12 protein-coding genes are annotated in these 12,917 nt (G+C 59.2%); 5 read left to right on the plus strand and 7 right to left on the minus strand.

The genetic code is table 11. The annotated features are described in order from the left end of the window. Nucleotides 1-253 precede the first annotated feature (253 nt). Both AC1Q5O_RS18000 and AC1Q5O_RS18005 read left to right on the plus strand, forming a co-directional pair. Nucleotides 254-1,477, plus strand: a complete 1,224-nt coding sequence (locus AC1Q5O_RS18000) for an ROK family protein (protein WP_492564830.1) — start codon at nt 254-256, stop codon at nt 1,475-1,477. Nucleotides 1,478-1,493: 16 nt separating this feature from the next. Next, complete coding sequence (locus AC1Q5O_RS18005) at nt 1,494-3,893, plus strand: PIG-L family deacetylase (RefSeq protein ID WP_492564831.1); 2,400 nt, start codon at nt 1,494-1,496, stop codon at nt 3,891-3,893. A gap of 62 nt (nt 3,894-3,955) precedes the next feature. On the opposite strand, the gene AC1Q5O_RS18010 is transcribed toward AC1Q5O_RS18005, so the two are convergent. Together AC1Q5O_RS18010 and AC1Q5O_RS18015 are read right to left on the minus strand one after the other, a co-directional pair. Beyond that, complete coding sequence (locus AC1Q5O_RS18010) at nt 3,956-4,759, minus strand: anti-sigma factor family protein (RefSeq protein WP_492564833.1); 804 nt, start codon at nt 4,757-4,759, stop codon at nt 3,956-3,958. Next, complete coding sequence (locus AC1Q5O_RS18015; RefSeq protein WP_492565281.1) at nt 4,756-5,361, minus strand: sigma-70 family RNA polymerase sigma factor; 606 nt, start codon at nt 5,359-5,361, stop codon at nt 4,756-4,758. The genes AC1Q5O_RS18010 and AC1Q5O_RS18015 overlap by 4 nt, the downstream gene beginning before the upstream one ends. A gap of 496 nt (nt 5,362-5,857) precedes the next feature. On the opposite strand from AC1Q5O_RS18015, the gene AC1Q5O_RS18020 reads away from it, so the two are divergent. From AC1Q5O_RS18020 to AC1Q5O_RS18030, 3 genes are all read left to right on the plus strand, one after another. Continuing rightward, entirely contained in the window at nt 5,858-6,832 is a 975-nt protein-coding gene (locus tag AC1Q5O_RS18020; protein WP_492564835.1) for an MBL fold metallo-hydrolase, read from the plus strand. A gap of 75 nt (nt 6,833-6,907) precedes the next feature. Next, nucleotides 6,908-7,318 (plus strand): tetratricopeptide repeat protein, encoded by a 411-nt coding sequence (locus tag AC1Q5O_RS18025; protein ID WP_492565283.1) that lies wholly within the window; start codon nt 6,908-6,910, stop codon nt 7,316-7,318. A gap of 67 nt (nt 7,319-7,385) precedes the next feature. Beyond that, nucleotides 7,386-7,799, plus strand: coding sequence for a DoxX family protein (locus AC1Q5O_RS18030; RefSeq protein ID WP_492565285.1), 414 nt, complete (start codon nt 7,386-7,388; stop codon nt 7,797-7,799). A 25-nt stretch (nt 7,800-7,824) separates the two neighbouring features. Here the strand turns inward: AC1Q5O_RS18030 and AC1Q5O_RS18035 are convergent, their stop codons facing one another. The 5 genes from AC1Q5O_RS18035 to AC1Q5O_RS18055 are packed head-to-tail and all read right to left on the minus strand — an operon-like array spanning nt 7,825 to nt 12,837. Continuing rightward, entirely contained in the window at nt 7,825-8,613 is a 789-nt protein-coding gene (locus AC1Q5O_RS18035; protein WP_492564837.1) for an ABC transporter permease, read from the minus strand. After that, a complete protein-coding gene (locus AC1Q5O_RS18040; protein WP_492564839.1) occupies nt 8,610-9,461 on the minus strand; it encodes an ABC transporter permease in 852 nt (283 codons plus the stop codon). Before AC1Q5O_RS18040 ends, AC1Q5O_RS18035 begins: the two co-directional genes overlap by 4 nt. 32 nt (nt 9,462-9,493) lie before the next feature. After that, nucleotides 9,494-10,570, minus strand: coding sequence for an ABC transporter substrate-binding protein (locus AC1Q5O_RS18045; RefSeq protein WP_492564841.1), 1,077 nt, complete (start codon nt 10,568-10,570; stop codon nt 9,494-9,496). 1 nt (nt 10,571) lies between these two features. After that, on the minus strand, nt 10,572-11,453 hold the full coding sequence (locus AC1Q5O_RS18050) for an ABC transporter ATP-binding protein (protein WP_492564843.1): 882 nt from the start codon (nt 11,451-11,453) through the stop codon (nt 10,572-10,574). 28 nt (nt 11,454-11,481) lie between these two features. Next, nucleotides 11,482-12,837, minus strand: a complete 1,356-nt coding sequence (locus tag AC1Q5O_RS18055) for an LLM class flavin-dependent oxidoreductase (protein ID WP_492564844.1) — start codon at nt 12,835-12,837, stop codon at nt 11,482-11,484. Nucleotides 12,838-12,917: the final 80 nt, after the last annotated feature.

Below are 12,917 nucleotides of genomic sequence, written 5' to 3' on the forward strand. Positions count from 1 at the left end.
AACCTCCTGTGCCCTGCCATATCCATCATCGGATGCAGAGCTTCCTTGTTCCCCAGGCATCGGCGATGCCCATGACCTCATCCCACCGCATGGCAATGTTTCTGCTGCAGCAACCGCGAACGTTGTCGCGGCTTACTTATAAGCTTCACCGTCAGCGATGATTTGTCAATAACATACTTTACTTGAATTATTGTATTGCGTCAGAACACCTCTTGGAGATATCGGTAAAAGACTGGAATCGAAGGTTTGTGATATGACCCGACAGATGAGCGGTACGCATCAGATTGCCATCGGCAAAAACCCCGAGCGCAGCCGGCATCACAACCGGCGCGTTGTGCTGGACGTCGTGCGCATTCATGGCTCGCTGGGACGCATGCACATCGCCAAGCTCACGCAGCTGACCGCCCAGGCGGTGGCCAATATCGTTGATGAACTGGTAAACGACAACCTGCTGATGGAAGTCGGACGCCTGCGGTCCGGTCGCGGCCAGCCTCCCATACAGTTCGCAGTCAATCCCGAGGGGGCCATTACCATCGGCATCGAGATTGCCGCGGATCACATGGTGATCGTTGTTTTGGACCTCGCCGGCCAAGTGCGTTCCAAGGAAATCGTTCCCGTCAAAAACACCACGCCCGAACATTTCATTCCCCGCTTTGTCGGCGAGGTGGACAAGATTCGGGGCCTCTTCAAATCGAAGCTGCTTGGTATCGGCGTGGTGATGCCCGGACCGTTTGAGATCGATGGTATGACGTCCGTTGGCCCAACCACCCTTCCCGGCTGGGGAGCGATTGACACTGCAAAAGTTCTATCCGAGGCGAGCGGCGAACTGGTCATCGTTGAAAACGACGCCACCGCCGCCGTGGTAGGCGAACGGCTGTTCGGTGCCGGCCAGACAATTTCTGATTTCTGCATGATTTACTTCGGAGCCGGTATCGGCCTTGGCGTCATCCACGAGGGAACACCGTTCCGCGGTGCTTTCGGCAATGCCGGTGAAATCGGACACATCGTGGTCGCACCGCGCGGAAAGCAATGCCCGTGCGGCCAGAGCGGCTGCCTCGAACTCTACGCCTCGCTGCATGCCCTGAAGGAAAAGCTGCGCGAGGCAGGCATCGCCGCCAGCGAATTTTCCGACCTTGAAGCCCTTCATACCGCCAACCATCCCGTTCTCAGAGCGTGGATTGGCGAGGCCGCAGACTATTTGAGCCCGATGGTTTCGATGCTGGAAAATATTCTTGATCCGGAAACCGTGATGCTGGGCGGAGCCATGCCGGATGCAATCATCGATGACATCATTTCCGCCATGCATCATTTGCCGGTGTCAGTAGCGAGCCGCCGTGTGCGCTCGCTCCCGCGCGTCCAGCGCGGCCAGACGGGTCAATTGACTGCCGCACTTGGCGCGGCCGCGCTGCCGCTCTTCGAAGTCGTGACCCCCAAACTCGATACATCGCCAACAGACATAGCCCACAACACGTTATAAGCGGCAGGAGGATATCGTGCTGACGTCCCATAAGCGGATCGAACGACAAAAGTCCCGGCCGGCCCTCGTCCGGCTGCACCATGCGCTGTCCCGATTGACATCGACCGTGACTGTCATGAACACCGGCGCTCATCCCGATGACGAGCAGAACGGTCTCTTGGCCATGTTCCGCTTCGGCCTGGGAATGCGGGTTGTGATCGCCTGCTCGACCCGTGGCGAAGGCGGGCAGAATGCGCTCGGGCCGGAGCGACTGGGGGCGCTCGGCGTGCTGCGATCGCGTGAATTGGAGGAGGCGGCCAGGCAGCTCGATGCGGATGTCCATTGGCTCGGACACGGGCCGGAAGACCCGGTGCATGATTTCGGTTTTTCCAAGGACGGCGACGCGACATTTGCCCGATGGGACGAAAAGCGCATCGTCGAGCGCCTGGTGCGCGCCTATCGGCAGGAGCGGCCGGATATCGTCATTCCAACATTTCTGGATGTTCCCGGACAGCATGGTCATCACCGCGCCATGACCCGCGCTGCCGAAGCGGCCATTGCCCTCGCAGCGGATGCCGAGGCCTATCCCGAACATTTTGCCGAGGGCCTGACGCCGTGGCGCGTGGCCAAGTACTACCTTCCCGCCTGGCCGGGCGGCGGCGACACCTATGATGACGAGATTCCCCCGCCGGATACAACGATTGCCATCGACGCCTCGGGTACCGAAGCGGCAACAGGAGCCGCTTACGATCATATCGGCGAATGGTCACGCGCCTATCATGCCTCCCAGGGCATGGGGATCTGGCGCGATATGCCGCGATCGGCGTGGCCGCTGCATCTGCTGTATGGTCCGAGGGGAAGCCGATCCGAGTGTTCCATTCTCGAAGACATTCCAGCGACATTTGCAGAGCTTGCCAACACTGCAGATCATTCCGTGAGCCAAGCGCTCGCATCGGTCCACGACGCCCTCAATGCAGCCATCCAAGCCTTTCCAGACCGCGACCGCATCACCGCGTTCCTCCTGGGTGCTGCCGGCCATGTCGACAGTATCCAAACGCTGGCCTCACCGGACTTCATGGCACGGCACGGACATCGGCTGGATCGCAAGCGTCGGGAAATTGACGCGGCATTGCTTGAAACGGCCGGGATAGACGTGCGGGCGGTTACAGAACCGCAGCACCTGTCACCCGAAAGCACCGGCCGCATTACGGTGCACATGGACAATCCGTCCATCCCGCTCCCCGGCGATATATCGATCATGCTGCCATCCGGCGTAACTGTTACGCGATCGCAGGACGCCGCAAGGTCTCGGTCCTTCGACATCGAAGCGTCTGCAGCGGCAGCGCTGACAAACCCATATGGACGCACCTGGTCAAGCCTCGGTGGAAACGGCGTGGCTTTCGCCAATGTTACCGCCAGAATTGGCAACCGGCAGGTTCAAGGCACGTTCGATCTTGAAGAGCCATTGAGCATCGTGCCCAGGCATTCCCTGACACTCCTGCCCGAGGCCATCATCGCCAAACGCGGTGACCAGACGCGCAGCTGGCAGATCGGGGTCGACGGGATGGATCCCGCGGTTGCTTTGCGCTTTGACGCGCCGCCCGGCTGGACAATCAAGCCGCAGGACGGCAAATGGCTGCTGTCTGCTCCGGAGACGCTGCCCGCCGGGATCACCCAGATCACACCGGAGATATCCGGGCACCCGGCCATGCGCACCACATCCATTTCCTACCCGCACACCGGACGCTCGGTATTCATCGCCCCTGAACGGCTACGAGTGTTGACGCTGGACTTGAAGCTGCCGGAAGGCGCCAAAATTGGCTACGTCGGTGGCGGAGCCGACAAGGTCGCCCTGTGGCTTCAGCGCATGGGACTGGATGTCACGGAACTCGACACGGAGGCCCTTGGCGGCGACCTCTCGTATTTTACCACCATAGTCGTCGGCATTTTCACATTCGGCCTGCGGAAAGACCTGAGCACAGCGACTTCGCGCATTCACAATTTTGTTGAAAACGGCGGTCATCTCGTCACGCTGTACCATCGTCCCAGTGACGGCTGGATTTCCAGCGTCACGCCGCCGCGCTATCTGAAAATCGGATCACCGTCACTGCGTTGGCGCGTGACCGATCCCCACGCCCCGGTAATGATATTGTCACCCCGACACCCCCTGCTGACAGGCCCCAACATCATTGGGCCAGCCGATTGGGACGGATGGGACAAGGAACGCGGACTTTATTTCGCGTCGGATTTTGACAATGCCTATGAGCCGCTATTGTCCATGCATGATGCCAACGAACAGCCGCTGAACGGCGGGCTGATCTCAGCCCGCATCGGCAAGGGCAGGCACACCCACACCGGCCTTGTCCTGCATCATCAGCTCGACAAGCTGGTGCCAGGCGCGTTCAGACTGATGGCCAATCTCGTACAGCCGGCCTAACGAACATGAGCATGGGGATGAGCCGCTGAGGCCCGTCATTCGAAGACCTGTTCCTTTGATCCCTACTTCTCGACAGCCGCGACAAAATCCGCGCGGAAGGCCGCAAGATCAGCAACGCTGACATCCGACACCGCCCAGAATGTCAGGCCGCCACTGGACCATTCGGCAAAATTATAGCCCTCGCGTGTCCTGCTTGCCGCCGCAATGGGAGATGCCGGCCAGACGAACACATTGATGACATGACCGTGTCGGCGGTACACCAGAACCGCCACCACCCTGCCGTTGATATAGTCCACGCGGCCGCCGACAAGGGGGAAACCCTGTGCTGAGAGGTCGATGACCGGCGGAGAATAATCGATCTTGCCGTTGAACCAGGGTTTAACGGTATGTTGATCGGATGTCTGCACATCGGTCAGGTGGTCGACGAGCAGGGATCGCACGTGGCTGGCAAGAATCTCATCCTGGAGTACAGCGGTCTGGGGCGGCACCGACAATACGAGAAAAATACTTGCAGCCAATGCCGCGAATGACGGAACAAAACTCCAGCGCCTGATGAAATCCGCGGCTGTCCGCCACGTGGCGAGGCGATATGCCGATGCGGGGGAGCTTGATGGCGCTCCGTCGATCTCATGTGAAAGTGCTGACACGATCCGCTCGCGAACACGCTCGGGCATCTGCCACCGGACACCACCCTGACCTATGATGTTTTTCAGTTCCGTGAACTTCTCCAGCTCCGCTGTACAGTTTGCACAGGTGGCAAGGTGCTCTTCAAATTGCAGCGCGTGCATTGAGTCGAGCTCGCCATCGATGAAGCCGTGCAGCATGACAGCCCAGTCGGAGCATTTTTCCGGTTTGGTCTCGCTCATGATGCTGCCGCCTCGTTGCTGGCTTCACCGTGCCAAGCCTTGGCGAATTCCTGCCGGGCACGGGCGAGCCGTGACATGACCGTCCCAATGGGCAGGTCTGTGATGTCGGCAATCTGCCGATACGAAAGCTGTTCAAGTTCGCGCAACACCAATATTTCACGCAACGCATCGGGGAGCGAATATATGACCATACGGACATGCTCGGATTCCGTCTTGCGGATCAAAGCGGCCTCGGGCGTATCCTCTTCGGTGGCGATGTTCTCGGCGATAGAGGCTGACACCCCGTCACTATTGTCCGTCAGAGGCATTTCAACGCGAGACTTGCGGCGATTTTCCTGCAGCCAGACATGGTAGCAATTCCTGACAATGGCAAAGACCCAGGATCGCGCGTCACCGCCGCGATACCCGTCAAAGCTGCGATAGGCGCGCAGGAAAGCATCCTGAACAATATCCTGCGCGGCGTCCCCGTCACGACTCAGAAAGCGGGCAAAATTGTAAGCGGCATCCAAATGCGGAATGATCAGCCGGTTAAATCGCGCTGTAGCATCGGCCGCAGGGCGCACCCTTTCCGAGGCGACGCCATGACCCGCCAGCCCTGCCATATGCACAATGAGGCCCGGCAATTCCCCGCCTTGCCCGCCTGGGGTGCACCGCGACAGCACATTTGCCAGAAATGCGCGCATACCCGCCACCCGCAACCGCCAGGCAAGCGCCGCACGGGTGGAATTTGGAACAAGCATGGATATGGTTGCCGGGTGTATTTGTGTCATGGTGTTCCCAAGCGGCACGGTCGCCGCGCTTGAATCCTCTCCGAAATTCCACAAGCCGTTTGTTACCTAGATCGAACGCAACGTCAGAATATTCCCGAAACCCGCAAATTATTTCGCCGCTGGCGCAGAATGCTCATCTTACACCGTTTTACGGTGCCTTGCGCAGCTCCTGTCCGTCAGAATTACTCCAACATTTTCAATGCCTTGCATAAAAACCTACGGCCAATGCGAATAAACCCCTGCTGATCTCAATCTATTTCATCAGCGGAGGCACTGATCGAACCATGTTCTCCGTTTGGCTAGAGCTTTCCATTGAAGGAGAATTCCAATGTTCGACATTACACGTCGCGCCGTTCTCGGGTCCGCGGCCGCTGCGGCGGCCTTCGGGCTTTCCAGGCAACTCGAATTTATCCCGCCGGCATGGGCTGAAATGCCAATCGAACCGTCCGTGGGCTTTTACAAATACAAGGTCGGATCGGTCGAGATCACGGCCATCTATGACGGCATCTGGCGCAAACCCCATGACCCGGCATTCATCAAAAATGCTTCTGTCGATGAGACCAAGCAGGCCTTGGCAAAGGCGGGCCTGACCACTGAATTCATGCCCATTCCGCTGACTGTCGTCGTGCTGAAAATCGGTGACCGGCTGGTGATGATGGATGCGGGCTCCGGCGTTGGCCAATGGCAGGCGAATGCCACCCATCTGCCGGCAAACATGCAGGCGGCCGGAATAGATCACACAAAGATCGACACCGTCATCATCTCCCACTTCCACCCCGATCATGTGTGGGGATTGATGGAAAAGGAGACGAATGCCCCGGTATTTCCAAATGCCGAACTGGTCGTGAACGAGACCGAATATAATTGGTGGACCGAACCGGGACGCGTTGACAAGCTTGCAGAGGGCCGCAAACCGGCCGGCAAGCGTATTGCCCAGGTTTTCCCGACATGGAAGAATTGGCATCTGGTCAAGGATGGCGCGGAAGTCGCCCCCGGCATACACCTGATTGCGGCGCCTGGTCATACACCCGGACACTCCGCTTTCCTTGTCGCCTCTGGCAATGAGCAATTGCTTGTCTCGGCCGACACGATGTACGTGCCTGCCCTGCTCGCGCCCCACCCGGAATGGCAAGGCAGCTATGATCAGGATGGCCCGACCGCCATTACCACCCGCCGCAAGCTCATCGATCGTGTGATCGCCGACAAAATACAGATCTGCGGTTCACACTTTCCGTTCCCCGGCTCGGGCACCTTCGTCAAGGACGGCAACGCCTACGGCTTCACGGCCACCGTCCAGGCTTAGAAACACAAAGGAGATAGGATCATGATCAAGAATGCATTCATCGGCTTTGTAAGCCTTGTCACTGCTGCAACCCTTATGCCCGGCACCATTGTCGCCCCGGCCTACGCCGTCGATAATATGGAGACGGCAGGCGCTCCGGATCTGACATCCGCGCGCGCAAAGATCGCAGCAAAGAACTATACCGGCGCTTTGGAGGAGCTGCGTGGACTGGCCGAAGACAGCCCACAGGCCGACGTCTACAACCTTCTCGGCTACACACTGCGCAAGACAGGTGATTTCGAAACATCCCTGACCTATTATACCAAAGCCTTGGAACTCCAGCCTGATCACAAGGCCGCCCGTGAATATTTGGGCGAGCTCTATGTCGAGACCGGCAAAATGGACAAGGCAAACGAGCAGGTGGCATCGCTGACACGGCTCTGTCCGAATGGCTGTGAAGAGCTTGAAGACCTGCAAAAATTCATTGCCTCAAACGGCACCAAATAACGCTAAGGCAGGCGGCTCACCGCCGCCTGCCTTTTTCGCCAGCCAAAAGGGAGAAAACGTCGTGAACATGATGGCAAAAGGCACGCATCTCGCCGATGTTTTGATGCTGTTCAGCCGGCTGTTGCTGGCCTGGATATTTCTGCACGAGGGTTTTACGCTGGCCGCAAACCTGGATGGGACAATTGCAGTCATGGCAAAGCTCGGCGTGAACGCACCGCTTGCCCTGGCCACCATCGCCCTTCAGATCTGCGCTGGCATCTCCATCGCTTTTGGCTGTTACGCCCGCCTTGGCGCTTTGGCACTGGGGATATTCTGCCTGCTGACCGCGCTGCTGTTCCACACCAATTTCGCCAACCAGAACGAGCTGCTGCATTTCGAGAAGGACCTCGCCATTGCGGGCGGCATGTTTGCCCTGGTCGTTGGCGGCGCCGGGAATCTGTCGCTTGACAAATTGATGCAGCCACACCCGATAAAGCCCTGACGGTGTCCTGGATCGGTCATCGAGTTCAGTGCGCCGTGACGCGCCAACGCAGGAGGTAGGCTTCCCCGGCAGCAGCAAGCCGGTTGAGAAAAAAGCCGACCAGACCGAGGATGATGACGCCAACCATGACCAGAGCCATATCGAACCGCTCGCGTCCGGCAATGATCAATCCGCCGATGCCGGGCCCAACGGCGAGAAAATATTCGGCGCCAACGGTTGCCAGCCAGGAATAGATCAGGCCGAGATGAACGCCGGTGGCGATGGATGGCATGGCGGCGGGCAGGAAGATGCGGGTGACACGCTGCACCGGCGTGAATTTCAGCGCCCGGCCGACCTCGATCAGATCGCGCGGCACATTGCGCATTCCCTCATAGGTATTCAGAACAACCGGAATGAAGGCAGCGATGGCGACAAAGACAATCTTTGCCTGTTCGCCAAATCCGAACCAGATGGAAATCAGCGGTATCCAGGCCAGAAGGGATATCTGCTTGAACCCGTTGAATGTAGGGGTGACGAGGGCATCGGCCCACCGCGACAGCGCCAGAAGGGTTGCGAACACAATGCCGATCGCCGAGCCGATGACGAACCCGGCGATATTGCGGAAGAGGCTGGCGGCAAGTTCACCGAACAGGTTGTTATCAACGAGTTCCCGCTTTGCGGTGAGGAAAACATCTTCCAGGGAGGGAAGAAAACGCGCATCGACCAAACCGCTGCGGCTCGCCACCTCCCAAAGGATCAGCAAAAAGACTGGCAAGGTCAGCCCGCGCCTGATCTTCACGGCCTTCGGCGTTTGCATGGCGGACAGAACGGTCATGCCTCACCCTCGCTTCGCTTCCAGCGCTGCAGATAGCTTTCCGCGAGATCAAATCCCTTGTCCATCACAAAGCCGACGACACCGATGACGATCATTGCCACGATCACCACATCGAGCCAGAACATCTGGCGTCCCCACACCAGCAGGTAGCCAAGCCCTTCCGATGATGCGAGCAGTTCCACGCCGACCAGCGCGGTCCAGGAATGCGTCAGACCGTAGCGCACGCCGGTAAAGATCGAGGGCGCCGCGCCCGGCAGAACGATCAGCCGCAATGTCTGCAGGCGGCTGAACCGCAAGGCGCGGCCGACTTCGACATAATTTGCGGGAACCGAACGGATACCGGCAGCGGTATTCATCGTCATCGGCACCAGCGCACCCTTGGCGATGACGATGATCTTCAAGGTCTCCCCGATACCGAAAATCAGCATCAGGAGCGGAATCCAGCCCAGGGTGGGTATCTGCGCAAGGGCCAGAAAGAGCGGCCGCATATAGTCGTCGGCGGTGCGTGACAGCCCCATCGCCATGCCCAGCGACAATCCGGCAATCGCCCCGAACAGAAATCCGAAGACCACCCGCCGCAGGCTCATGCCCGCATGATAGAATATCTCGCCGGACGCGATCATTTCAACCGCGGTGGAATAGACATAGGCGGGCGATGGCAGGATCTGCTCGGGCAGCCAGCCGCGGCTTGACGCCAGCCACCAGTACAAAACCAGCATCACCGGCAGGATCAGGCCAATGGCTGCACGCCGTACAGCGCGCCGGTTTCCAAGGCGCTTCCATCCTGTTGTCTTGTCGCTGCCGACGGCGCCAACTGCGCCAGTGGCCGTATCTGTAAAACTGCTCATGCTATGGTCTGCCACCCAACAGCATGTCCTGTTCAGGAACCGGCCGGCTTGCCGTCGGCACCATAGGCTTGCCAGAAAGTCTGCAGCCCCAGTTTTTCAAGTGAAGCCTTCAGATATTTCGGCTCGAACCATCCATCGGTGCTCACCTCGCGGCGGATCAGGCCGAACGCCTTCGCCTTGACGCCCTGCTCCTGATACTGGGAGACAAGGAGACCATCGATCAGCGGCGAATTACGGTAAGCGAGCGTGTCGTTGCTGAAATAGTCTTCGAGAATGGGGATCGGCGTGCCTGATTTGTGCCAGAGCTCGAACAGCGCGGCGCGGTTCGGCTCGTCGGATGACCATTGGGCTGCTTTGACGAACGCATCCACAACGCGCTGCGTGATCTCGGGATGCTTTTCAATGAAATCCTCGCGGGCAATAATACCGGCATTGCGGCCATAGCGCGGATCCTGCCCCTTGGTCGTATAGATCACCTTGGCATTGCCTTTGGCCGCAAGATTGATCAGCTGCGTATCGCCGAAGGCGGCATCGATGTCCTGACTGGTCAGTGCGGCGACCGTACCGGCACTGTCGAGGTTGATGACCTGGATATCCTTCTCCGTCAGGCCGTTGGCTTCCAGAATCTTGATCGCCGAGAGATGGCCATTGGTGCCGCGCTGATAGGCGACCTTCTTGCCCTTCAAATCCGCAACCGACTTGATATCGGCATCTTTGGCCACGGCGAGGTAAAGCGGCTTGCGCGCGCCGCTGGCCAGGAGATACTTGGTCTTCAAACCGTTCGCCCGGCCGATCAGCGCCGGAAGATCGCCCTGATAGGCGAAATCGAGCTGATCGTTGCTGAACCCCTCGTTGACGGCGGGCCCGGCACCCTTGAAGAAGAACCATTCGATCTTGATGTTGGGATCGTTGGCGAATTCCTTTTCGAGATATTCGCCAGCCCGCGCCGTTGCAGCCGATGTGCCCTCGGCAAAGGGCCGGTTGTCGACGCCGATGGCCGCGTAGCCGACATGGATCGTCAAAGGCTCGGCCGCACGTACAGGCGCCGTCAGAAGGGAAACGGTGAAGACAGCCAGGGCCGTCCGCCGCAAAATCGTTGAGAATGTCATCTCATATCTCCGTTGTCGAAAAGGCCGGCTGTGCATGTTTGGTGCGATGCGCGGCATGAATGGGGTGTGCGGGTGCGGCAGGTCGTTTTGCTGCGACCGGCCGGGATACCGGCTTCGGCGCCTCGCCGGTGGTGCCGTTGAGAATATCAAGCACCTCATTGCGGATGGCGGCGAGCTCCGGGGATGTGCGCTCGCGCGGATGCGGTAAATCCACCGGCACGATCTGCCGGATCCTGCCCGGGCGCGGCGACATGACCACCACCCGGTCTCCCAGATAGACCGCCTCGTCGACATCATGGGTCACCAGCACCATGGTAAACTTTTCCGTTACCCATATCTGCTGCAGCTCGCCTTGCAGCCTTGTCTTGGTAATGGCATCCAGCGCTCCGAAGGGTTCATCCAGGAACAGCACATCCGGCCGGTTGACGAGGCCGCGGGCAATCCCGGCACGCTGCGCCATGCCGCCGGACAGCTGATGCGGATAGGCTTTTTCAAAGCCCGAAAGGCCAACGAGCGCGATCTGCTCGCTCACCAGCTGGCGCTTTTCCGCTTTGGAAAAAGCCGTATTCTCCAACCCGAGGGCAACATTGCGCTCGACGGTCAACCACGGGAAAAGCCTCGGCTCCTGAAAGACGATACCCCGGTCGAGGCTGGGACCATCGACGCGCCTGCCCCCGTGTTCAATCACGCCGTCGTGCTCGACATCGAGACCTGCGCCGAGGCGAAGCAAGGTCGACTTGCCGCAGCCGCTCGCCCCGACAATGGTCACGAACTCGCCCGCTTTGATGTCAAGACTGACATCGTCAAGGGCTGTCAGCGTCGTGCCGTTGACATTGAAGTGTCGGCTGACATTGCGGATTTTCAGATGAACAGGGTTGGTCATGATGCCACCTCTTTCGCTGTCAATCGTTTCATTCGGCTGCAACAGCCGCCTGCGCCGGGTGCGACGGCTCGCGCAGCCCGAGATGGCTACGCAAGGTGCGGCCGGCATAGTCCGTACGGAACAGACCGCGGCGGCGCAGCTCCGGCACGATGTGTTCGACAAAATCCGTCAGGCCAACCGGCAGATGCGGCGGCATGACGTTGAAACCATCGGCCGCACCGGTGGTGAACCATTCTTCCATCTGGTCGACGATCTGTTCGGGTGTTCCGACAATTTGCCAATGACCGCGCGCACCTGCCACCCGCAGATACAACTGGCGGATGGTCAGGTTTTCGCGGCGGGCCAGATCGAGCAGCAGCTTCTGCCTGCTTTTACTGCCATTGGTTTCCGTGACCTCGGGAACCGGTCCATCCAGCGGATAGGTTGACAGATCGACATCTCCGCCCATTCCATTCAGCAGCGACAACCCCACCGCCGGGTGAATGAGTTCCTGGATCTGTTCGAACTTTTCCCGTGCCTCCGATTCGGTCTTGCCAATGACCGGGAAAATACCAGGCATGATCTTAAGATCGTCAGGCGAACGGCCAAAACGGGCAAGCCTGCCCTTGACGTCGCTGTAGAATGCACGTGCATCCTCGATCGTCTGGTGAGCCGTGAATATGACTTCGGCAGTACGGGCGGCAAGATCCCTGCCCGGTTCCGACGAACCCGCCTGCACGATGACAGGATGCCCCTGCGGCGCCCGCGAGACATTGAGCGGCCCGCGAACCTTGAAGTGCTTGCCCCGATGATTGAGCAGATGCTGCTTGGCCGGATCGTAGAAGATGCCGCTATCCTTATCACGCAGAAACGCATCCTGTTCCCAGGTGTCCCACAATCCGCGCACGACATCCGCGAATTCCTCGGCACGGTCGTAGCGCTCGGCATGGGCGACATGGTGGTCACGGTTGAAATTCTGCGCTTCATCTTCACTCGCCGATGTCACAAGGTTCCAGCCTGCGCGGCCGCCGCTGATGTGATCAAGCGACGCAAACTTCCGGGCGATATGGTAGGGTTCGTTGTAGGTCGTGGACGCCGTTGCGACGAAGCCGACCCGCTCGGTCAGGGCGGCAAGCGCCGAGAGAAGCGTCAATGGCTCGAACTGCGCGACATAACGGATGGCCGTACGGCTCAGCGCCTCCGTATCCGTTCCGCGCGTACCGACACCATCGGCCATGAAGATCAGGTCGAACTTGGCTGCCTCTGCAATCCGCGCCAGCTCCGCATAATGCGCGAAGTTCGACCCGGCATCGGCCTGTGCCTGCGGGTGCCGCCAGGCGGCGATATGGTGGCCTGTCGGATAGAGAAAGGCGCCCAAACTCAATTGGTCTGTCCGTCTGGTCATCGATGCTCCAGGATCATGAGTGAAGCTGGAAGCCTAACCTCCGCGATTTAATCTCGACAGAAATGGTATTCTTTAAATCA

The sequence above is a fragment of the Phyllobacterium sp. MT110 genome (assembly GCF_058792715.1).